Origin of the sequence: Bacteroides sp. AN502(2024) (genome assembly GCF_041227145.1) — a bacterium.
Lineage (GTDB): Bacteria > Bacteroidota > Bacteroidia > Bacteroidales > Bacteroidaceae > Bacteroides.
The window spans coordinates 2,675,270-2,698,416 of sequence record NZ_JBGFSP010000003.1 but is presented as its reverse complement, the minus strand read 5'-3'; the positions used below and the strand labels follow the sequence as shown (position 1 = coordinate 2,698,416).

At 41.7% G+C, this 23,147-nt stretch carries 18 protein-coding genes and 1 pseudogene; all 19 read right to left on the bottom strand.

Going from position 1 to position 23,147, the window contains the following annotated elements:
- The 19 genes and pseudogenes from AB9N12_RS10425 to dnaE all read right to left on the bottom strand — a co-directional run bounded on the left by AB9N12_RS10425 (nt 1) and on the right by dnaE (nt 23,143).
- Nucleotides 1-1,137, bottom strand: coding sequence for a glycosyltransferase (locus tag AB9N12_RS10425; protein ID WP_369891956.1), 1,137 nt, complete (start codon nt 1,135-1,137; stop codon nt 1-3).
- Complete coding sequence (locus AB9N12_RS10420; RefSeq protein ID WP_369891954.1) at nt 1,138-1,743, bottom strand: DapH/DapD/GlmU-related protein; 606 nt, start codon at nt 1,741-1,743, stop codon at nt 1,138-1,140.
- A 38-nt stretch (nt 1,744-1,781) separates the two neighbouring features.
- Nucleotides 1,782-2,363, bottom strand: a complete 582-nt coding sequence (locus AB9N12_RS10415) for an acetyltransferase (RefSeq protein ID WP_369891952.1) — start codon at nt 2,361-2,363, stop codon at nt 1,782-1,784.
- Nucleotides 2,364-2,376: 13 nt separating this feature from the next.
- On the bottom strand, nt 2,377-3,345 hold the full coding sequence (locus AB9N12_RS10410) for a hypothetical protein (RefSeq protein WP_369891950.1): 969 nt from the start codon (nt 3,343-3,345) through the stop codon (nt 2,377-2,379).
- A 362-nt stretch (nt 3,346-3,707) separates the two neighbouring features.
- Nucleotides 3,708-4,895 carry a Coenzyme F420 hydrogenase/dehydrogenase, beta subunit C-terminal domain gene (locus AB9N12_RS10405; RefSeq protein ID WP_369891949.1) on the bottom strand — a complete coding sequence of 396 codons (1,188 nt, stop codon included), beginning with the start codon at nt 4,893-4,895 and terminating at the stop codon, nt 3,708-3,710.
- Nucleotides 4,888-6,048 (bottom strand): polysaccharide pyruvyl transferase family protein, encoded by a 1,161-nt coding sequence (locus tag AB9N12_RS10400; protein WP_369891947.1) that lies wholly within the window; start codon nt 6,046-6,048, stop codon nt 4,888-4,890. Before AB9N12_RS10400 ends, AB9N12_RS10405 begins: the two co-directional genes overlap by 8 nt.
- Nucleotide 6,049: 1 nt before the next feature.
- Nucleotides 6,050-7,183, bottom strand: a complete 1,134-nt coding sequence (locus AB9N12_RS10395) for a hypothetical protein (RefSeq protein ID WP_369891945.1) — start codon at nt 7,181-7,183, stop codon at nt 6,050-6,052.
- Between the two features lie 10 nt (nt 7,184-7,193).
- Complete coding sequence (locus tag AB9N12_RS10390) at nt 7,194-8,549, bottom strand: hypothetical protein (RefSeq protein WP_369891943.1); 1,356 nt, start codon at nt 8,547-8,549, stop codon at nt 7,194-7,196.
- Nucleotides 8,549-8,731 carry a hypothetical protein gene (locus AB9N12_RS10385; RefSeq protein WP_369891941.1) on the bottom strand — a complete coding sequence of 61 codons (183 nt, stop codon included), beginning with the start codon at nt 8,729-8,731 and terminating at the stop codon, nt 8,549-8,551. Before AB9N12_RS10385 ends, AB9N12_RS10390 begins: the two co-directional genes overlap by 1 nt.
- A 447-nt stretch (nt 8,732-9,178) precedes the next feature.
- Complete coding sequence (locus AB9N12_RS10380; protein ID WP_369891940.1) at nt 9,179-9,304, bottom strand: hypothetical protein; 126 nt, start codon at nt 9,302-9,304, stop codon at nt 9,179-9,181.
- Nucleotides 9,305-9,501: 197 nt separating this feature from the next.
- The gene (locus tag AB9N12_RS10375) at nt 9,502-9,819 is read right to left on the bottom strand and encodes a hypothetical protein (RefSeq protein ID WP_369891938.1); all 318 of its coding nucleotides are present in this window, start codon (nt 9,817-9,819) and stop codon (nt 9,502-9,504) included.
- Between the two features lie 554 nt (nt 9,820-10,373).
- Nucleotides 10,374-11,555 (bottom strand): annotated as a pseudogene (locus tag AB9N12_RS10370) (UDP-N-acetyl glucosamine 2-epimerase); the annotation flags it as partial.
- A 1-nt stretch (nt 11,556) separates the two neighbouring features.
- Complete coding sequence (locus AB9N12_RS10365) at nt 11,557-12,762, bottom strand: capsular polysaccharide biosynthesis protein CapF (protein WP_369891936.1); 1,206 nt, start codon at nt 12,760-12,762, stop codon at nt 11,557-11,559.
- A gap of 10 nt (nt 12,763-12,772) precedes the next feature.
- Complete coding sequence (locus AB9N12_RS10360; protein ID WP_369891935.1) at nt 12,773-13,822, bottom strand: polysaccharide biosynthesis protein; 1,050 nt, start codon at nt 13,820-13,822, stop codon at nt 12,773-12,775.
- 32 nt (nt 13,823-13,854) lie between these two features.
- Nucleotides 13,855-14,928, bottom strand: a complete 1,074-nt coding sequence (locus tag AB9N12_RS10355) for an NAD-dependent epimerase/dehydratase family protein (protein WP_369891932.1) — start codon at nt 14,926-14,928, stop codon at nt 13,855-13,857.
- 4 nt (nt 14,929-14,932) lie between these two features.
- Complete coding sequence (locus tag AB9N12_RS10350; protein WP_369891929.1) at nt 14,933-16,249, bottom strand: nucleotide sugar dehydrogenase; 1,317 nt, start codon at nt 16,247-16,249, stop codon at nt 14,933-14,935.
- A gap of 32 nt (nt 16,250-16,281) precedes the next feature.
- Entirely contained in the window at nt 16,282-18,207 is a 1,926-nt protein-coding gene (locus tag AB9N12_RS10345; RefSeq protein WP_369891927.1) for a polysaccharide biosynthesis protein, read from the bottom strand.
- A gap of 2 nt (nt 18,208-18,209) precedes the next feature.
- On the bottom strand, nt 18,210-18,758 hold the full coding sequence (locus AB9N12_RS10340; RefSeq protein ID WP_369891924.1) for a UpxY family transcription antiterminator: 549 nt from the start codon (nt 18,756-18,758) through the stop codon (nt 18,210-18,212).
- A gap of 578 nt (nt 18,759-19,336) precedes the next feature.
- Nucleotides 19,337-23,143 (bottom strand): DNA polymerase III subunit alpha, encoded by a 3,807-nt coding sequence (dnaE, locus tag AB9N12_RS10335; protein ID WP_369891922.1) that lies wholly within the window; start codon nt 23,141-23,143, stop codon nt 19,337-19,339.
- Nucleotides 23,144-23,147 lie beyond the last annotated feature (4 nt).

The following is a 23,147-nucleotide window of genomic DNA, read 5'->3' as shown; positions in this document are numbered from 1 at the left end:
CTACAATAATGATTCTAACTGTTCTTTGTAATAGATTGCTGTTTTTTTATTTGCAATAAGACGATTTTGCATGTCTAAATAAAGAGCCTTATCTGTCAACATTCTCTTTATGCCATCAGCAATCTGCTCAATTGGCAATATGAGACCTGTCTTTTCATGTTCCACAAACTCAAAGGCACAAGGGAAGTCGGTTGTTACCACAGGAGTTCCTATTGCCTTTGCCTCTGCAATAGTATAGTTGAATGTTTCAGAAGACGAAAGACAAACAAGTAAATCGCTTGATTTGATATAAGGATAAGGATTCGATTGAACACCTATAGGATGGACACAATCATCAACTTTACAATCGCTAATGTTGCCTATCAACTTATCATGTTCTTCTTGTACTGCAATACCTCCAATAATTCGCCAATCAAATTCAAAGCCTAATTCTTTGAGTTTTCTTGCTATCGCTGGGATATAAGAGAATCGCTTTACAGGATCAATACGACCTATAGAAACAAGATTGATCTTCTTCTCAAAAAGCTTACCCATTGAAGCCATTGTATTTACTTTCGAAGTATTGACTACATTGTAGACTACATGAATTTTCTCTTTCCATTGTGGTTCACAAACTATCAAATCTTTTGCAGCAGTATATGACACACATACTATCTTGTCAAAACGATTGTATGCAGCAAAAACTGAATCATTAGCCATACTCTTGAATCGGCTATAGATACAATGTACCCAAGCTATCTTTTCAGGAGCTGAAATATATTGTGCCATACGGGTAGGCTGACCTTCTTGAAAAGCGATTACAACATCATATTTTCCAGATAGTGACTTGGCCATTTTCTTGAACACTATATCCGATAGATCGTAACCGAACTTCACAAGCAAACGTTTACCCGACTTCAAGAACCTGACCACCTTGCTCTTCATTCTCTTTTGGACAGCAACTACATTTGGTGCCCCCATATTCACTTCAAGGTAATTCACACCCTTAGGCAGAATAGCCACATCATCCACATCATTGGTAAGCGCAAAGACATCTATCTCATACACTTTCTTATCAATCAAGGGAATGAGATTCGCAAAGGAAGTTAACGTACCTCCTATTTTATAATATGGAAGAATGAATAGTATTTTCTTCATTTATTTAGAATACATTTGATAAAATGATTCCAATTGTTCTCTTGTATAGCGTTCGTTTTCTGAATAGAGTAAAGCTTCATGTTCCATAATCTGATCGATAGACCAATAGAACTTAATATGCTTTACGGGTACACCACCCACTACTGAATAAGGAGCCGTTGACTTAGATACTACAGCACCTGCAGCAACGGTAGTTCCTCTTCTCAGGATAACACCCATCAGAAGAGTTACGCGTGTACCTATCCAACAATCTTCCTCTACTACAACATCCATGTCTTGCAGTTGTTTCTCCTGTTCGGTAATGGTGCGGTAAAATTGACCTACCCGTCGTTCGTGATTACCCGTGATGACTGTCAGCCCCTCGGCTGCACCAGAATGCTTCTTCATAATGAATTTTGCCTTAGGAGCCATGATGAGAGCATCCTTGAGACCTGTATCTTCATACATATAGACATTCTCTGCCCCTTTGATAACCAAGGGTTTTATCAAAATGGATGTAGGGTGACAATACCCCAACTGCTTTCTGTAGTTTGTAAAGTGCGAGCGCTTCAAGGCACTCATACCTTTGAGAAGTGACTCTTTGATGGATGCGTAAATCTTACTCATAATATTTCTTTATAGGGCAAGACTTAGCATCCTGCCTTTTACTTCATTATTTCTTCTAACTGCTCTTTAGTATACCGTTCTTTTTCTGAATATAATCTTGCCTCATGTTCTAAAATTTGTTCAATAGTCCAATAATACTTGATTACCTTTGCTGGTACTCCTCCTACCATACTGTAGGGCGGAACATCCTTAACTACAACAGCTCCTGCTGATACAGTTGCTCCACGACCAATGGTCACCCCCTTCAGTATGACCACATTTATTCCAATCCATACATCAGACTCTATCACAACATCTTTGTCGAGTCCAATATGATGATTCTTAATATCCTCGGTGATAGAGTTACAGAAGGTACCTACTCTTCGCTCATGGTCTCCAGTTATAATTTTCAGATTATGTGAAGCTACAACATGATGTCCAATCGTGATTTTAGAGGTGATTGCATAAAATACAGCACCAGTTCCGATATGTGTATTATACTGAATATCTATGTTCCCTCCCCCCCCAATAATCATTTTCCAAGGCAAAGAAACATTATCTCCTATATGGCCGATTTTATTTCTACCTGTAGTATATTTCAGGTTAATCAATTTACATTTTAACTTATTAATTATATTCATATCTCTGTATTTTTTACATAATTGCCAACATACCAAATGCCATCACTACATAGAAGGCCATCAAACATTTGGATATTTTACTATCGAATAGTGTTACTTTCTCTGCCTCACATATCTCCGCAAACTGTATAAATAGTATCGGGAATACCGGCAACATACGACGAATATCAGGATGAGAGGCATTTGCCAGCATAAACACCAAGCATACCAGTAACATAACCACCTGCTCGAAAGGAATTTTAAAGATATACTTCTTCAAAAAGAGCTGACAGCACAAGCTATAAAATACTACAAACCAAAAGAAACCTGCTATCAGACACATTGACGACATAACAATATGCGAGAATGTCTGGACACCACTGTATATAGCAAATGGTGGCAACGGTCTAACCATCGTGAAGCATACGATGGCAAAATAACTGATTCCAAAAGGAAGCGACTGGAGCTTAGACACCATACCACCTGCACTTCGTTCTGCTGACAATTCTTCATAGCCTTCCAATTCGGCAGTGGTTTGCTCTACCAAAGACGATGAGAGAATTGCGCCTGCTACAACTATTAATAAGACTGCAAACAAAAAAGTAGTAATTAATTTCAAATTGCCAGTCCTGCATCGCACATAAAGATAATATCCAATGAAGGCTGTAGCAAAGATGCCAGAATAGAGTCGGATACCCCATGCGAGAATCATGATGACACCAAGTTTCATCAAGCCCGTCAATGAGAATTTCTGATCCACCACATCAAACGCACATAGATACAGAAAGCAAATGACAATATCTCTGATAACTACCGTAGAATAGAACAAGAAAAGTGAACACAAAGCAAACAACAATGTATAGTGGAAAGCCTTCTCCACCTCAAAGTGTCTCGAAAGGATTCGGAATAGCACTATAGCTGAAAGTATACCCCAAACCGTCTGAAGCAATGTTATGCCATACACCGTCATACCGCCAAGATCATTATTGGCAAACATAGCCATTGTATTCAAATAGGCATTGTAAAGGAGGTTGTTATCAGCAAAGTAAAAATAACAATCTATAAAATCTTGTTTGTTATAAAAGAAGTGAGTTCTGTTAATATATGAGTCAATATAACGAGAGGGGTCAGAAACTAAGAAATTATATAAAGTCGAAAAAGACAGACTCGTTATGTATGCAACAGTTATATATACTGTAAAAACAATGTGAAATATATTTTGCCCTTTCCGCCTGATATTTCCAGGTAATGTAAGAATCATCTCTAAACCTATAGTATAAGCAATCATCAACAATATGAATGATGATATCGAAGCATCCAAAGCTGTAAAAAGGACAATCAGAACCAATATTAAAACGAACATAATTACCTCTTTTTTAGCAATTTAACTATTTCGTTCGGTAAAATGTTTTTTATTTTGTTTCTTAGGGTATGCGTGTGTCTGTAATGCTTTGTTGCAATGTATTCGAATCCTTCATTCTCCAGCTCTTCATAGACCTTATCACGAAGTACTGGCCTAGTAGTAGGATAATATAGGTTTTTGTTCTCACTAACTTTTACGCAATCTTCGTCAACTTCGTTAAAAATAACTCCATTCTTACACAACACGTTCAGCATATATTCTCCTTTTTTACTATTACTCAATATCAAAGACAAACCTTCTTCGTGCTTAAGGTCCGGCCTTTTCTTCTGATACCCCCAGAAGTCGCCCATCGTGATATCTCCAGCTCTATTCAATGATGAGAACGGACATACATAGCAACTTTCACGTGCAATTGCTCCTCCAAGGAAAGCAACAAAATATTCTGAGAGTTTGCTTATTAGAAAATAATCCTTGCACTTCCCGTTAGGATATTCCATTGTGTATCTAAGTGTGATAGACCAACCATTACGTTTCTTATCACGGAAATTAATATCAATCAACTTAGCATTATGCTTCTTTTCGAGGAAAGAGATATAAGCATTAAACATTTTCTTACTTGGAACACCATGGCAGATAACATCTGCTGTATAAAGGTTTTCATAGTTTTTTCTGAGAAAGCATTTCAAACCATGGACTTGACAAGGAGTTCCGGTGAACAATACAACCTTTCCTGCGTCCAAATCAGCTTTACACTCTTTGTAAGTGTCCTTTATATCACTTTGGAAATATTTTGACCCCAAAGTCTTCTTTACTTCATCTTCTGTAGTTGCGCCTATATGATAAAGGTTATGTTCAGAATCTAAAGACGCTCCATACACAACACCTTTTTGTTCAATAATCCATTTAGCAAGGGCTGGGTAAATACCGCCAGAAGAACTGTTAAGAACTTCCAGACTATTTTCATTATATGCACTATAGTATTTCTGCTCATCGGATAAATGAATCTTATTCTCCATAGGGCAAACCTTAGCACAAATGCCACAATCTATGCAATCGTCATTAATCACAATAGGAAACAGGAAGCCATCTTTATCTTGCGACATTAAAAGGCATTGCTTAGGACACTTCTGCACACATGCCGAACATCCACAACAATCGGCTAAATTTTTGCCATCTAAATATCTATTCATTTTTTATACCTATATTTATTTCCATCAAAGCATTGTTAAGAAATTCCCTAGAGATATTCTGCTCATCATGAAGTATTTGAGTTTTTGAATTATAATTAATTGGGCTTCTTAGAGCATCAAGCATCTCTTTGGTATGTTGGCAATATTGTGCTTCCAAACCGAATTTTGACAAAAAGGATGTGATACGAGAGGTTTGAGAAACCCTACCCACATGCGAGCGTTTGGTAACAACAAACTGCTTGTTATATAAAACCGAGAATACACTTCCATGGAACGAGTCGGTCAAAACGTATTTTGCATTCTTGATGAGGTTCACGAAATCAAGTGGATCAGCCAGTTCATATTTCCCATTAAACACTTTTTGGCTATCCTCTTTGTATGGCAAGATTAGCACCTCACGACCTTCAGCAATCTCATTAATGCAACTTATTGTATCATCGAACATCTCGCCCAAGAAATAACAAAAAACATACTCGTGATTAGGCACTTTCTTACCTTCTTTAGCCAATAAGTCATCCCACATTTCTGTACCTACAAGCATTGTGGGATCAAGAACCTGAATTACATCAAGATCCATATGTTCCTTCAAAGCCTGTTTGGCCACACTTTCTCTTACGGAAAGATACTTGAAATCAGAGATATATTTCTTTGTCTGTTTAATATAATACAGAGGTAGACTGTCAAGCCCAATACTTGGTGCATACGCAATTTTCTTATCTGGATTCACCCGATGAAGAAACCGATAAGGAGATACGGGTAACTTCAGAGCTGACCAAATCTGATCACTTCCACAAACATAAATATCAAACTGCTTGTTGGGGAAGTTCCATCTGCTGATTCGTTTCGATATAACATGTTTTGACACAAACGAATGTACATACTGTTTGAGCTCAGGAGAGATAAAACGTTGCTTACTTACATTATTGATGCAATCAGTGAAATACAGTTTCTTTTCTTTGTTGAATGCAGTACTAAATCTTAGAACAATTCTATCAGTGAGGACTTCAAGCAAACGGACAAACTTACTTGGAGCCTTTATATGACATAAGGTAACATTGTTTCCTTTGCTTGATAGATATCGGCTCAAAGCTAATGATTGAAGTTCTGACCCATAGTTTCCGTTGTCAAATAATGTTACGATTGCGACTTTCATATCAACAATATTTCTTAAAGAAAGACTGGAGCTGGTTGTTCATTCTTTCTATCGAAGGATGATAATAACCAACTGGCTTGATTTCTGCATTTCCCACTGCTTGCGCAATAGCCTCCGGAGTGTGCTCATGATAGAACTGCCACCCCTTAGACATAGGCACGTCGTAGAAGGCTTTTGCATAACCCAGTACCACAGCTAAATCATGACACATATAAGTGATCACCTTTGAAGGAAATGAGTTGTTAGCAAAGTTTGGTCTCATCACATTTGAACTCAATCCAATGTGGCATGAGAACAAAAAGTCATCTAGTTCTTTACCGGATTTATAGCCATTATATTGAACTCGTTCGCATCCCACCTCTTCATTAATCTCGGTTATTCTCTTTTGCAATTTTTGCATATTTTCATCCGAGCCAAAACCAAGAATATGTAAAATATAATTTCCAGGAAAAAATTTAGCAGATTCCACTGCAGTCATAGCACCCAACTTCTTCATTTCTATAGTTCCTGCATATACAACATGAATTTTTCCATCGTTAAATCGGTCATTTGTTCTCGTTGGGATACGACCTACTCCAAAACTAACAACAAACGTTCCATCTTCCAGTTTCAGGTCCTGAGGAATACCATCATTGACACAAATACAATAGTCCATTTGTTTAATAGAATGTATCTCTTGGCCAACCCAAGGTCTGTCAGCGACAGCTGAATAACCATACACCTCTTCTACCTCAACAATAATCTTCCTCTTCACAACTCGCTTTAATTTTGCGACAAGATTTGTGATGACAACACTGTGGTAGAGTACAATAGTGTCATCTTTGCGAAATTTAAAGATGAAAAGAAGTGCAAATATTAACTTCTTGAGCAAGAAGTCCAACTTTTTAGCAATCTGACCCAAACCGCAAAAACCTCCAAGATATGTCAAATCACAGCCTTGAGCCTCTGTTCTTATATTAAAATAGAGCCACTTTCCATTTTTCTTGCTGGCAAAAGAAATTATTTCAGGAGTAAAGCCACTTTCCTTCAATTGATCAACTACATAGTGCATCTTCAAGTTTCCAGGAACGTTGCCACTATAATTAACTTTATCATTATTTGATATATACCAACCTATATAATATACTTTCTTCATATACGTTTACTTATACATTCTCTAGTTCTAACATTTTTAATTGCTTTTTAACTACAAATGGCTGATAAATACAATAAGGTAACAATCCAAGTGCGGTTGCAAGAACCACTATTGACCAATCATCTGTAAATTGAGAAACAACCACGATGGTGAAAATCTTGAAGATAGCCGCAAAAAGATAAAATCGCAATTGAACCTTCAAAGTCCCCAAACCTGCGACAACTATAGACTGGATAGCTACCCATATCATAACAACACCATAGAGTAGAAAGAAAGAGGCTGTAAGGTAATTCACTTCGATAGTTCTATCGTCCAACCAGATATCTATGATAGGCTGCAACAAAATGACAAACACACACTCCACTGCAATACAAGCCAAGGCTAGATAGTTCAAGACTTTTTGGAGCTTGACAATCCACTGATAATGCTTCTGGCTATAGGCTTTTGTGACAGCAGACCATAGAGGTGACATTGCAAGCATAATTAAACTACCTACAAGAGCAAAAAGGCGGAAATAGATTTGATAGTCCACACAATACTCAGGCGAAAAGAACTTGGAAATGAACCATTCGTTGGTAACAGTAATAATCATGAACATAGCCTGAACCGCAAAAAAGGATATACCCAAACCAATAATAGCCTTTACTCCGCTTTTTGTAACATACTTTATCCTAGGTCTGCAATATCTCATTTCAGAGAAGAAGAAAACAGAAAGCAAGGTTAGTATGGATGGAATATTAATTAATATGGCGTAGGCTATGGATAATGCATTAAGTTTCCTTTCAACTGAGCTATAATCAGGAGCAACAAACAAATAGGCAACAAGCAATATACTAGTCAATAAGTGAAGCAGGTTGACGATGGAAGAAAGTTGCAACGCAAACAATATGCTTCGAACAATATGCAAGAAAAACGAGGTCATGATGCCAATCATAGTGATGCCTATACACCTTGCAAGTACACTGTGCAAAACTACATCTGTGGAGATATTGAACAAATTGTTCCAGTTGACAATAGGCATGATAGCATACACGATAATAGTAAACACTATCGTGATAGCTCCAAGAGAAACAAATGCTGAAGATGTCAGTCGTTTGCCCTCTTCATAATCCTTTTGAGACAGAGCTCTAGTCAGATGGTTGCGAAGTCCATTGCCAATTCCCACATCAAACGATAAGATCCAATTCACAACTGTCAAAATTGTGAACCACAGACCAAGAATCATATTGTTACCGAAATAGTCAATATAAAGTGGCATGGATAACATATTGACTATCATCCCCAACCCTTTGATACCAAAGGCGGCAACTACATTTACTACAATTCCCTTATTGTTCTTTATTGTTTTAGCGTCTAATACTTTCACTATTTTCTGTATCCAATTACCTTTGCCGGAGTTCCCACAGCTATTGCGTTGGCAGGTATTTCGCAGTTAACAAGTGATTGGGCTCCGATAATAGCACCATCATTTATCTTGGAACCTTTTAATATAACACACTGAGCTGCAATCCATACATCGTTACCGATATGAATACCATCTTCGGCCACATCATCCTCTTGATTCCTAATTAGTTCACCTATCTTCCATGATTAGAGTCTATGATATAACACTGACCTGCAATGGAGGTATTGTTGCCAATAAAAACCTTTTTTTTAGCGAATATAACGGTATTCATACCAATATCTACATTCGAGCCGACAGAAATCTCCCCCCCCATAAATAAGCGCCCTGATAGAAGGTTACGTTCTTACCAAGTTTAATGCCTGTGGCATTAAGATATACCTCCCCCTTTACCTTGGGGGCGCTTTCACACTCAGTATGTGTGATCACATACGCTCTTTGAAGCCGCAACAAGAACGACCTACGAAACATGAATAAAAATGCTAATAATTTCTGAATCATGTATTCTAATGTAAGCACTCAACAGTGTCCACCCTCTTAAAAATCAAGAAGATGAACTTTTGAGTATTTTAAAATTTGACGATTTATAATGTTTATACAGCCATTGACATAGGAACGAGATCTTCATAATTCTCGTTTCCGTCCATCAGCAGCCTAATTGTAGTTGCAATATAGTCACGGGCATTGAGACCTACATTCGTCCTCTTTTTCTTCCTCACGGCCAAGCTTCTGAAACGGGTGCTTATTACGGCTCGTAGATTTAGTGACGAGAATCATTTTATTGTGACGGTTATTAAGATCACGTAAATCAGTGATCTGAGTCTGATACCCCTCGGAATGGAACGACTACGAGCCAATTCCGATTGAAGGGTACGTATGATAGACATAAAAGAACTGCATCGAGTGCTTGCTCATATCAGATTCTTTCAATCTCATCTATGGAAAGTCCGGAAGCTTGTGAGATAGTGGCAGCGGGGACACCTAGTTCCTTCAGATTACGAGCTATTTCCAGGCTCTTTTTCTTCATGCCTTTCTTCATCCCTTCCTCCAGACCTTCTTTTCTACCTTTCTCTTCCGCAAACGAAATGGTAACCAGCTGGTCACGAAACACTTTGATGCTCTCATCGTATTTCATGCGTTCTTCTTTAGACAGGGAAGCGATATCGACAATCTTTTCCAACTTCTCGAAGACTGATTTCCGTGCCTTGAAAGGCATTCTTTTCAATGTTTCCATGTTCTTCAATACAAATCTACCATTTTTATTTCATTTCTGAACCTCTTGTAAGTGCTTACCATTAACAAATTTAGTTACTACTATTAATTCGTTCTACCAAGGTTATTCTTTAGTTCCACCTTGGTTATCGTTTAGTTCTACCTAGGTATTTGTTTAGTTCTACCTAGGTGGAACGAATTGTTATTTACAGCAAAAGTAGGTAGTTTATGCAAGGACTGAAGTTAACCAAGTAAGGCGTTTTCTCAGTACATTTCTTCTAGTACTTATGTTGACATTTGTCCGTTGTAAAAGGTTTGTAATGGGATTTTGCAAATTAAAAAAAATCTTTGTTCTTGCCCAAGCACTTACTGCATTTTGTGCCTATTGTTATTCCAAGCAGGAGTTAATGTCAGATAAGTAAGTGGCACACTAAGCACTCATATTCGATTATTAACGGATTTAATTACTACTATTAATTCGTTCTACAACTGTTGACTTTCAGTTCCACAGTTGTTTCCCTTTAGTTCCACATCTGTTATTGTTTCGTTCCACATATGTGGAACGTACAGGCCTTCCTTACGCCACACCATCTTATTAACGACTCCCACGTAACTCTGAATAATCTTCACGACCTTATTCGATACATCATCAGTATAGTCCGGAACAGGGATGCCATGATTGCCATCCTTTGTCATCTGAACGGCAAGGTCTACGGATTGCAGAAGCCCCTTGGTATCGATGCCGCTCAGAATAAAGCAAGCTTTGTCGAGAGCCTCCGGACGCTCTGTCGATGTACGGATACAGACAGCAGGGATCGGTTTGCCGATAGATGCATAGAAACTCGATTCCTCCGGAAGCGTGCCACTGTCGCTGACGACACAGAAGGCATTCATCTGGAGACAGTTGTAGTCATGGAAGCCGAGGGGCTGCTGAACCTTTACCCGAGGATCGAGTTGGAAGCCCGATGCGGCAAGACGGTTACGTGAGCGTGGGTGACAGCTATAGAGAACCGGCATATCATACTTCTCTGCCATTTTGTTGATGGCGGTGAAAAGGGACAGGAAGTTCTTTTCCGTATCGATGTTCTCTTCGCGATGGGCTGAGAGAAGAATATATTTTCCTTTTTCCAGCCCCAGACGCCGGTGGACATCACTTGCCTCGATCGCTGCGAGGTTGTTGTGAAGGACTTCTGCCATGGGGGAGCCGGTGACATAAGTCCGTTCTTTGGGCAGACCGCAATCGGCAAGGTATCTTCTGGCATGTTCCGAGTATGCCATGTTTACATCACTGATGATATCTACAATACGGCGGTTGGTTTCTTCCGGAAGACACTCATCCTTGCAGCGGTTGCCTGCCTCCATGTGGAAGATAGGAATGTGTAAACGCTTGGCACCGATAACACTCAGACATGAGTTGGTATCACCTAAGACTAATACTCCGTCCGGCTTGGTTTGATTGAACAGTTTGTAACTGCAATTGATGATGTTACCGCAGGTGGCACCAAGGTCATCCCCCACGGCATCCATATAGACCTCCGGTTCCGCCAGTTTCAAGTCCTTGAAGAAAATGCCGTTAAGGTTATAATCGTAATTCTGACCGGTATGGGCAAGAATCACATCGAAATACTTGCGACACTTGTCGATGACCGTCGACAAACGGATAATCTCGGGACGGGTACCGACAACGATAATGAGTTTCAACTTGCCATTATCCTTGAATTTGATACCTGAATAATCGAATCTGGGTTGCTTTTCCATATTATTTCTCTACCTTATCAAAGTATGTATCCGGTTTATCCGGGTCAAATATCTCGTTGCAGTACATCACCGTTATCAGGTCTTCCGTATCGGAGAGGTTGATGAGGTTGTGCGTATAGCCGGGAAGCATGATGACGGATTGGATTCTGTCACCGCTCACCTCGTAGTTAAGCACTTCATCTGTCCCTTCCTTGCGGAGTTGGATAAGGCCGTGCCCGCTGACGACAATGAACTGTTCCCACTTGGTGTTGTGCCAGTGTTCGCCTTTGGTTATGCCCGGTTTGGAGATATTCACACTTACCTGTCCGCAGTTCAATGTGTGCAGGAGTTCTGTGAAACTGCCACGCCGGTCTACATTCATCCTCAAATCGAAGATGGCTTTGTCTTGGGGCAGGTAACTCAGGAATGTACTGTACAGACGTTTGGCAAACGAATCTGCCGGGATTTCGGGAATCATCAGCGTCTTTGGCATTTCTGCGAATCGATGCAACCGATCGACGATCTCACCAAGTGTCACCTTATGGGTGACCGGACAATAGCAATATCTGCCGTCACTCTTCGGATATACATCAAGACCCTCGAACTCACAACGATGCTCCTCTCCCTGCAGGGCATGAATCATCTCGTCCACAAGGTCATCGATATAGAGCAGCTCAAGCTCTACACCCGGATCGTTGACCTGTATGGGCAGATCATTAGCTATGTTGTTGCAGAATGTGGCTACCGCACTGTTATAATTGGGACGACACCACTTACCGTAAAGGTTCGGGAAACGGTAGACCAAAACCCTGGAGCCGGTTTCTCTGCCGTATTGTAGAAAAAGGTCCTCACCCGCCTTTTTGCTACGGCCGTATTCGCTGTTGCCGAAACGACCGGTCAGTGAGGCTTGCGCACTGGAGGAAAGCATGACGGGACAAGTGTTATGGTGCTTTCTCAAGGTATCAAGCAATGTACTTGCAAAACCGAAGTTGCCTTCCATGAACTCGTCATTGTCTTTGGGACGGTTCACCCCGGCAAGGTTGAATACGAAATCGGCTTTCTGACACCAGACATCCAATTGTTCGGAAGTGGAATCGATATCGTATTCAAATACTTCATCGATCTTCAGATCGCCATAACAAAGAGCCTTACCGTCTTTTATGTTGTTAAGTTGGGCGCAAAGATTCTTACCGACAAAACCCTTGGCTCCGGTAACCAGTATTTTCATCTTTCCGTTATTACTGCACAAAGTTGCCCTCACCGCTCAATTCTTTCTTTATATAGTCCAAAGCTGCAATCTTGGCTTTGGTTTCCTCCACAGTAAGGATCCGCGTATTGTTTGAATTGAACTCCGTGAGCGTGTTACGTTCAGTCTCTCCCTCTTTGAAATATTTGTCGTAGTTCAAACCCCGGTTATCTGCCGGTACGCGATAGAAGTTGCCCATATCCTCAGCCTTGGCACATTCCTCATTGGTGAGCAATGTCTCATACATCTTCTCACCGTGACGGATACCGATCACTTTAATGTCTTCCTTCTTGCCGCCGAAGAGTTCGCAGACAGCCTCTGCCTGAGTACGGATGGTACAGGCAGGAGCTTTCTGAACAAGGATGTCACCGTTACGACCGTGTTCGAAAGCAAAGAGGACGAGATCCACCGCCTCTTCCAACGACATGATGAACCGGGTCATCTTAGGCTCTGTCAATGTAATAGGATTACCATTACGTATCTGCTCTATCCAGAGAGGAATCACCGAACCACGGGAACACATCACGTTGCCATAACGTGTGCAGCAAATCTTTGTCTTGCCGGAGTAGCGGCTCTTTGCCACCGCTATCTTCTCCTCAATGGCCTTGGTGATACCCATCGCATTGATTGGATAGGCTGCCTTGTCCGTTGAAAGACATATCACAGCGTCCACCCCGACTTCGATTGCGGCAGTCAGTACATTGTCCGTACCGATCACATTCGTCTTTACAGCTTCCATCGGAAAGAACTCGCAACTCGGTACCTGTTTCAATGCTGCTGCATGGAAAATATAATCAACTCCGAGCATTGCGTTCCTGCAAGACTGGAGATTACGCACATCGCCAATGAAGAACTTGATCTTGTGAGCCACATCAGGATATTTTGCCTGATACTCGTGACGCATATCGTCCTGCTTCTTCTCGTCGCGGGAGAATATACGGATCTCACCGATATCGGTGCGGAGAAAACGGTTTAACACTGCATTACCGAAAGAGCCTGTCCCACCGGTAATCATTAGAGTTTTGCCTGCAAAAATGCTCATAACAATTTTATCTTTTTATTTTTATAATCGATTTATAGATGGTTTGTACATGTACCGTAATACTTGGCATACCACCCTGCAAACTTTCTCAATCCCTCACGCAGTGATGTTGACGGTTTAAATCCGAAATCCTGTTCCAAAGGAGTCGTATCAGCGTATGTCACAGGCACATCTCCAGGCTGCATCGGCACCAGTTCTTTGTGGGATTCAAAATCATAGTCAACGGGAAGTACACCCGCACGGATAAGTTCATCTTGAAGAATGGTCACAAAGTCAAGAAGATTTTCCGGAGAGTTATTGCCGATATTGTATACTTTATATGGAGGGACAGGTAAACCGTCTTCACCGGTTTTCTTTTCAGGAGCATGCTGCATGATACGGACAACGCCCTCTACGATGTCATCAACGTAAGTGAAATCGCGTTTGCAGTTGCCATAGTTGAAAATCCGGATAGTTTCGCCTTTTACCAGTTTATTGGTGAATCCGAAGTATGCCATATCCGGACGACCTGCCGGACCATAAACTGTAAAAAAGCGCAAGCCTGTCGATGGAATATTGTAGAGTTTTGAGTATGCATGAGCCATTAATTCGTTACTCTTTTTGGTAGCAGCGTAGAGTGATACAGGATTGTCAACCTTGTCATCAGTTGAGTATGGCACTTTTTTGTTACTGCCATAGACGGATGACGAAGATGCATAAACCAAGTGTTCCACGCTATGATGACGACAGGCTTCAAGGATATTATAAAAACCTACAAGATTACTTTCAATATAGGCATCCGGGTTAGTGATGCTATAACGTACACCCGCCTGAGCCGCAAGATTCACAACTACCTGCGGTTGGTAAGTAGTGAAGACGGACTCAACAATTTCCTTTTGGGCAATACTCTCTTTTATGAAAACAAATCTGTCACCGTAAGCAGACAATTCTTGTAAACGCTCATACTTCAAACGTACGTCATAGTATTCGGTAATGTTATCAATACCTACGACTTTCACGCTATCAAATTCATTCAACAGACGTTTCGCCAGATTGGCTCCAATAAAACCGGCTGCACCTGTCACCAGAACCACTTTGTTCTCCAAACTGACATTGTATGTTACCATAAATCTAGTCTCTTTGGAAAATGTCACGAGTATATACCTTATCCTTCACATCGTCCAGACAAGCATCGTAACGGTTGGCGATGATGGCCTGACTTATTTCCTTGAACTCGATCAGGTTATTGACCACTTTGCTGCCAAAGAATGTGTCACCATCTTGCATAGTAGGCTCGTAAATTACAACAGTAGCTCCCTTCGCCTTGATGCGCTTCATAATCCCTTGAATAGCACTTTGACGGAAATTGTCTGAGTTAGACTTCATGGTCAAACGATACACGCCTATGATTATTTCTCGTTCTTTCTGAGCATCCCAGAAACAGGATGCGGTATAATAACCTGCTTTTCGCAGCACTTGATCTGCTATAAAATCTTTTCTTGTACGGTTACTTTCTACAATAGCACTCATCATGTTTTGAGGTACATCCTGATAATTGGCTAATAGCTGTTTCGTATCTTTCGGCAGGCAGTAGCCGCCATAACCGAATGATGGATTATTATAGTGTGTACCGATACGGGGATCCAAGCCGACACCTTGTATGATTGATGCAGAATCCAGACCTTTTATTTCTGCATAAGTATCCAGCTCATTAAAATAACTGACACGCAAAGCCAGATAGGTGTTGGCAAACAGTTTAACAGCTTCTGCCTCCTTTATACCCATAAAAAGGGTGGGAATCTCTTCCTTTATTGCACCTTCCTGAAGCAATGCTGCAAAAATATGGGCAGCCTTCTCAAGAGTCGGGACATCCGCAATGAACTTAATTGCTTCGTTTTCCTCATTAAACTGCTCGCCATCAAGCATTTTCGGATAACCTACAATGATACGACTCGGATAAAGATTATCATAAAGAGCCTTGCTCTCACGAAGAAATTCAGGAGAAAAAAGTAAGTTCAGTCTCTTAACTCCTTGACGGGCATACTTCACATAGAGGCTTCGACAATATCCCACAGGGATAGTGGATTTAATGACCATCACTGCATCAGGATTGACACTTAACACCAAATCAATAACATCTTCTATATGGTGGGTATCAAAATGATTCTTTACCGGATCATAGTTCGTAGGAGCTGCAATGACCACAAAATCCGCATCACTGTATGCCTTGGCACCGTCAAGCGTAGCTGTTAGATTCAATGCTTTTTCAGACAAAAATTTCTCTATATATTCATCCTGAATAGGCGACTGCTTACGATTAAGCATCTCTACTTTCTCCGGAACTACATCGACTGCTGTCACCTGATGGTGCTGAGACAGTAATGTTGCTATGCTAAGGCCAACGTATCCGGTACCCGCAACAGCAATCTTCCAATCTTTTGTATCCATATTGATTTATGTTATGTTCAAGATTATTCGAGCTATTTATCCAAAACCTCAAATCTCGGTGAGTTCTTTGACTTGAACTCAGGAACCACTTTCTTCATCAGTCTGACAGTATCCATGATCCTCACCGCACGCGACAGCTTCTCAAACTCGGCATACGTGTCAAGGATATCGGCATATTCATATCTTCTTACTTTCGCTATCATGATCTTCTTATTCCCGGTGGGAATCGTATTTTCCTTGTCGCTCAACACTTCCTCATAGAGTTTTTCTCCGGGACGCAAGCCGGTGAACTCGATCCTGATGTCCTCACCCGGACGGTAGCCCGCCAACTCGATCATGCGCGTAGCCAGGTCCACGATCTTCACCGCCTGCCCCATCTCAAAGACAAAGATCTCATTGCCCTGTCCCATCGTGGCGGCCTCCATCACCAGACGGCAGGCTTCGGGGATGGTCATGAAAAAACGGATGATATCGGGATGGGTGACCGTCACAGGCCCGCCGTTCTCGATCTGTTCCTTAAAGCGGGGAATGACCGAACCGTTACTGCCCAGCACATTACCGAAGCGGGTCGTGATGAAACGGGTACGACCCTTCACCTTTCCCTCACCGATGGCACAACCCAGGCTCTGCACGTAGATTTCCGCCAGTCGTTTGGAGCAGCCCATCACGTTCGTGGGGTTCACAGCCTTATCTGTGGAGACCATGATCATTTTCTCTGCACCGTATTCCACCGCCATGTCGGCAACCTGTCGCGAACCTATTACATTGACAAGGACAGCCTCGCAAGGGTTTTCCTCCATCAAAGGAACGTGTTTGTAGGCGGCCGCATGAAAGACGATCTGGGGATGGTAGAGCTCAAATACCATACGGACACGCTCCTTCACACGGACGTCGCCGATCACAGGGACAAAATCCATCCCGGGATAGTTCTTCTCGAATTCCAGGCGGACATTGTGAAGGGGAGTTTCCGCCGAGTCGAACATGACGAGTCTCTGAATCCCCATCTGTACCAGCTGGCGGCAAAGCTCACTGCCGATACTGCCCGCGGCACCGGTCACCAGCACCACTTTACCACGGAACTCTTCCGCCACCTGACGGAGGTTGATGTTGATTTCAGCACGGCCGAGAAGATCCTCGATCTTGATGGGGCGGACCCACTGGTGAAAGTTACCGTCGGAATCCGCCTCGCTGATGGTAGGGGCGATCAGTGTTTTCAACCCGCTTCTTTTACAATACTGAAGCAAGCGGTTTTCCTCTTCACGGGTATTTTCATAACGTGCAAACAAAATGCCTCCGACACGTTTCTTATGAATCAGATTGTTAAAGCAATCTTCATCCCTAAAGGAATAAACCGGAAGATCGGCGACACGACGAATAGAGTTATTTGTTCCATAAATATAAAAGCCTACAACTTTATAATGGGAACTGTTCAGTAACCGAACTTTCAATGCCACACTTTTATCATCTATACCATAAATCAGAATACGCATATTCTTTTTATTCAGTACATTCAGCAAGAGCTCATACACAATAATCAACTGCATACGAAACCCGATCATGACAATAAAAGTGAGCATACCGTCAAACAATACAAAGAGTATCCTCTGACTGTTATGTAATCCTGTCTGTGGCAACAGAAACCAGATGGCAATCGCTATACAAACAGCCTTTATGAATACAGCTCCTGCCAGCCGCCACAACTCCTTCAACTGAGAAAAACGAATCGTATTACGATAAGTATGAAATAGAGTAGCCCCCAAAACACTCGATATAGCTGAAACCGCCAAGATATAGAAAAGTGAAACGATTTCCCTGGAAGTTCCCGTTATGTAATGAATGCCAATAAATGAGATCCAAGTGCAAAGCAGAGCTATGAATGTATCGATTGCCAATACAATCCAATAACTAAAGTAGTTTTTCTGTAAATAGCGAATAAAGCTGTTAAATACGTGTACCATAATTATATTAACTCTATCAAATCAGGCTTTATTTCTACACCCACCGAAAAAAAATGAGGTAATTCGACAAGAAGACGTTTGATTTTAGAACCACGGGTAGTAAGCAGACGACCTTCATAACCTTCAAGAGGACCTCCAATGATACGGATCATACGACCATACATAGTATCCTTTATCTCTTCAGGCAAATAATATTTAGGATTTTCCGAACCTCTAACAGCACGTATAAAACGCTCCATGTCCCAATCGGCAACGGTCATAGGCTGACAATAGCCACCTCCTTTCAGATAACGATACTGAAGGGTGGGTATCTTACGAACAAACAGATCAATCACTTCTCTTGTATCGTGAACAAAAAGCAAGTCCTGCATAAATGGTACTTCTTCACGAATTCGTTTACCTTTTTTCAACCTCAACCTCCATTGCATAGGAGTAAATACTTCCAAATGCTCATTGCCAAGCTGTTTATAAGCTGACAATTTAGTATTAGGACGTTTGAGGTCGCGCATCACATACCATTTCACCTGTTGTTCATCTTGCGAGATTGCCATAGCATAGAATATTGAGACAATTATCCTAGTCCTGCTTGGTTCTTTATAATACTATTTATCAAGCAGTTACAATTAAATCCTACAAAAGTTAGAGATTCCTCCCCACTATTATTAAACCGTTTCATCTTCCCCATGCAAGATGCATTCAAGGTTTGCTTACAACCTTCTTTTTTTCATATCTCTATATAAGATAAATAACAGGGTGTAAAATTTGATTTAATCACATAGTTATCAGACAATTATATTCACTATATGATCGGTAATGATGAAACAGTTGTTAAGTAATTACTCCTCTGGAAGAAGCAATTACCCAAAATTACACCTGTTTTTATGTGGTTATATACAATAAATTACGTATCTTTGTACCCGTTAGTATTTCTCTTATATAGAGAGGTATATTTTGCCAACCAATTTTAGCTTATATTGATACGATCCATTTTTGTATTTTTTCTTTAATAATCAGTAGAATATCATTATAGAAGTATATAAAAATCTCATCCTTGCAATGACTCAAGGATGAGATGTTCGCCTTGTCTACCAAAGAAGTATCCAATGAGGCAAAATAAATGCGGGTATAATTAATTGATACGGAATCCCAGTTCGGGACGTTCTTTTAAATATCTTATTAAATCCCGGCCTACTGAAAGTTTGACCGGACGGGAAATCAAATCAACCGACATATGAGTTACATCAGCATCATCTGTCACCTTGAAGTATAGTTCCGTATTTCCCGGATGTTCCTTGGTCAAAGTGGCAAGTTCGGTAACCAAAGCCGAGTTCAAGACTGACAGGGGAATGACAATCGTGATCTTCTGCACCAGATCTTCTTTCACATCGGGAAGAAGCTCCATAGAGGTGATTTTCATTTCCAATTCATCCTTCCGCCATTGTCTGGCCTGGCAACGAGCCTTGATATACAAGAACGTTCCTTGATTGAGATATCCCTGATAGGTTACCCAGTCATTTCCCCAGAATGGTATCTCGGCAGAACCCGAATAATCTTCGATCTTGGCGATGCCATACGGATTTCCGTTCTTGCTGACTCCGCGACGAACACCGGTCACAATTCCTCCCATCGTTATCTCACGACCGACAAGCGCGGCTTTATCTTCCAAATCCGCCATATGTGTATTGCAGACATGTTCCAATACGATGGAAAATTCATCCAGCGGATGGGCGGAGAGATAGATACCGACCAAATCACGTTCACGGTTCAGGCGGTCAAGATCACTCCAACGTTCTACTCCTTGGGGTATTTCAGGAGTTGCAACATCGATAATGTTTTCGCCACCGAACAGGGAATTGACAGCGGCCGCCTTATCTGCCTGATAACGGTTGCCGTAACGCATCAATGTTTCCAGAAATACCTCCCCTTTGGAATTTACAGCAAAATATTGTTCCCGCTTCAATTCCGGGAAACTATCGAATCCCCCGGCTAATGCCAGACACTCCATATTTTTCTTGTTGCAGGCATTCAGGTTGACACGTTGCACAAAGTCAAAAATGCCCCGGAAAGGACCATTCTTACTACGTTCCTCCATAATGCTTTGGACAGCGGCTTCACCTACCCCCTTAACAGCCCCCAGTCCAAAACGGATATCACCGTCATGATTTACGGTAAACTTCAAGTTACTCTCATTGACATCCGGGCCCAGTGTCTGAATACCCATTGCCTTACATTCGTCCATCAGTTTCGTGATATCGGTAATGTTCGACAAACTTCGGCTCATCACAGCCGCCATGTATTCGGAAGGATAGTTCGCTTTCAGATAAGCCGTCTGGTAAGCTACCCACGAATAACAAGTAGCATGCGACTTATTGAAAGCATAAGATGCGAATTTTTCCCAGTCTGTCCAAATCTTTTCAAGCACTTTCGGGTCATGTCCGTTCTTTCGTCCGCCTTCAATAAATTTAGGTTTCATGTGATCCAGCTTGTCACGCAACTTCTTACCCATCGCTTTACGAAGCGCATCGGACTCACCACGGGTAAAGTCGGCCAATAAGCGCGACAAAAGCATCACCTGTTCCTGATAGACCGTAATGCCATACGTATCCTTCAGGTATTTTTCCATGACCGGAATATCATACTCAATCGGCTTGCGCCCATGTTTACGATCAATAAAATCAGGTATATAATCCATCGGACCCGGACGATAGAGGGCATTCATGGCAATCAAATCTTCGAATGTAGAAGGTTGCAATTCACGCAAGTACTTCTGCATACCGGCAGATTCAAACTGGAATGTACCAATCGTACGTCCGTCACTGTATAATTTATAAGTAGCCGGATCGGAAATGTCTATCGCATCGACATCTACTTCAATATTACGACTTAAACGGATATTTTCAACAGCCTCTTTGATGATAGACAAGGTTTTCAGACCGAGGAAGTCCATCTTTATCAACCCGGTATCTTCAATGACCGAACCCTCATATTGGGTAACAAGCATTTTTTCACCCGTTTCCTTATCATCGGCAGTACTGACAGGTACCCAGTCGGTGATATCGTCACGACAGATAATCGTACCACAGGCATGTACACCCGTACCACGCACGTTACCTTCGAGCATCTTGGCATACTTAATCGTATCCCGCAATAGCGGATCGGATGACGCTTCTGCCGCTTGCAATTCAGGGACATAAGCAATCGCATTCGGCAAATTCAATTTCTTATCCGGAATCTTATCAGGCACCAATTTACACAAACGATCGGATTCTGTCAAAGGCAGCTTTTGCACACGCGCAACATCCTTGATGGCCATTTTTGTCGCCATGGTGCCATACGTAATGATATGTGCCACCTTCTCCTGACCATATTTATTCGTCACCCAACGAAGTACCTCACCACGACCGTCATCATCAAAGTCCACATCGATATCAGGCAAGGAAATACGGTCCGGATTCAAGAAACGCTCAAACAGCAAATCATACTGGATAGGGTCTATCTTCGTAATACCCAAGCAATAAGCCACCGCCGAACCGGCAGCCGAGCCACGTCCCGGACCAACCGATACGCCCAGTTCCTTACGCGCAGCATTGATAAAGTCCTGTACAATCAAGAAGTAGCCGGGGAAACCCATTGTTTTCATGATGTACAACTCGAATTTCATTCGTTCTTCGACTTCTTCCGTCAGAGGGTCGCCATAAAGTCTCTTGGCTCCGTCAAAAGCCAGTTTTGCCAGATAGTCTCCTTCCAGTTTAATACGATAGAGTTTATCATAACCACCCAAACGTTTGATTTTCGCTTTCGCATCCTCTTCACTCAATACCACATTACCATGTTCATCCTGAGTAAACTCGTCGAACAAGTCTTTTTCGGTAAACTTCGCCCGATAGCCTTCCTCCGTTCCGAAATCTTCCGGAATAGCAAAAGTAGGCATGATAGGCGCATGGTCAATAGAATAATATTCCACCTTGTCAAGAATCTCCAACGTATTGCTCAATGCTTCGGGCATGTCAGCAAAGAGTTCGTTCATCTCTTCACGTGTCTTCATCCATTCCTGTTTGGTATAAAGCATACGGGTGGGGTCATCCAAATCCTTACCGGTGCTCAAACAGATCAGACGGTCGTGCGCTTCCGCATTCTCTTCATCTACAAAGTGAACGTCATTCGTACAAATCAGTTTGATATTGAATTTCTTGGCATACTCTATCAGATGCTTATTCACATTCACCTGTAACGGATAACACTCGTGATTGGCGCGGGGGACAGTCGCTTTATGGCGTTGCAGCTCCAGATAGTAGTCATCGCCAAACAAGTTCTTATACCATTGTATTGCTTCTTCGGCTTCTGCAAGTTGTCCGGCAGTAATCCGTTTCGGCACCTCACCCCCCAGACAGGCTGAACAGACGATAAGTCCTTCATGATATTTTTCCAGTTCGCTACGGTCAGTACGCGGACGCATATAATAACCGCGTGTCCACGCGTGCGATACTAATTTAATAAGATTATGATACCCTTTTTCATTCTTAGCCAATACAATCAGGTGATAACCGCTCTGGTCGGGCTTGCCTTCTTTCAGATCCATGGTACGCCGTGCCACATACATTTCACAACCGATGATCGGTTTGAATAGTTTGCTTTCCGCTTCCACGATCTTAGCTTTGCAGGCAGCAATCTCGGCTTCTTTATCTTCGCACTCTATCGTGCCGGCTTCAATTCCTGCAATTCGCTTCTTCAGGTCCTTCACTTCACCTTTCGGACCGCTATTCTTCTTATTGACATAATTCGTAAATTCCTTGATACCGAACATATTTCCATGGTCGGTCACGGCAATACCCTTCATCCCATTCTTCATGGCTTTATCGACCAGACGAGCTACACTAGCCTGACCATCCAACAAAGAATATTGAGTATGGACATGTAAATGAACGAAATCCTGCATAATA

Coding starts and splice junctions, on each gene's coding strand:
- AB9N12_RS10425 (WP_369891956.1), bottom strand. CDS start 1,137: ATGAAGAAAATACTATTCATTCTTCCATATTATAAAATAGGAGGTACG.
- AB9N12_RS10420 (WP_369891954.1), bottom strand. CDS start 1,743: ATGAGTAAGATTTACGCATCCATCAAAGAGTCACTTCTCAAAGGTATG.
- AB9N12_RS10415 (WP_369891952.1), bottom strand. CDS start 2,363: ATGAATATAATTAATAAGTTAAAATGTAAATTGATTAACCTGAAATAT.
- AB9N12_RS10410 (WP_369891950.1), bottom strand. CDS start 3,345: ATGGCTATGTTTGCCAATAATGATCTTGGCGGTATGACGGTGTATGGC.
- AB9N12_RS10405 (WP_369891949.1), bottom strand. CDS start 4,895: ATGAATAGATATTTAGATGGCAAAAATTTAGCCGATTGTTGTGGATGT.
- AB9N12_RS10400 (WP_369891947.1), bottom strand. CDS start 6,048: ATGAAAGTCGCAATCGTAACATTATTTGACAACGGAAACTATGGGTCA.
- AB9N12_RS10395 (WP_369891945.1), bottom strand. CDS start 7,183: ATGAAGAAAGTATATTATATAGGTTGGTATATATCAAATAATGATAAA.
- AB9N12_RS10375 (WP_369891938.1), bottom strand. CDS start 9,819: ATGGAAACATTGAAAAGAATGCCTTTCAAGGCACGGAAATCAGTCTTC.
- AB9N12_RS10365 (WP_369891936.1), bottom strand. CDS start 12,762: ATGAAAATACTGGTTACCGGAGCCAAGGGTTTTGTCGGTAAGAATCTT.
- AB9N12_RS10360 (WP_369891935.1), bottom strand. CDS start 13,822: ATGAGCATTTTTGCAGGCAAAACTCTAATGATTACCGGTGGGACAGGC.
- AB9N12_RS10355 (WP_369891932.1), bottom strand. CDS start 14,928: ATGGTAACATACAATGTCAGTTTGGAGAACAAAGTGGTTCTGGTGACA.
- AB9N12_RS10350 (WP_369891929.1), bottom strand. CDS start 16,249: ATGGATACAAAAGATTGGAAGATTGCTGTTGCGGGTACCGGATACGTT.
- AB9N12_RS10345 (WP_369891927.1), bottom strand. CDS start 18,207: ATGGTACACGTATTTAACAGCTTTATTCGCTATTTACAGAAAAACTAC.
- AB9N12_RS10340 (WP_369891924.1), bottom strand. CDS start 18,758: ATGGCAATCTCGCAAGATGAACAACAGGTGAAATGGTATGTGATGCGC.
- dnaE (WP_369891922.1), bottom strand. CDS start 23,143: ATGCAGGATTTCGTTCATTTACATGTCCATACTCAATATTCTTTGTTG.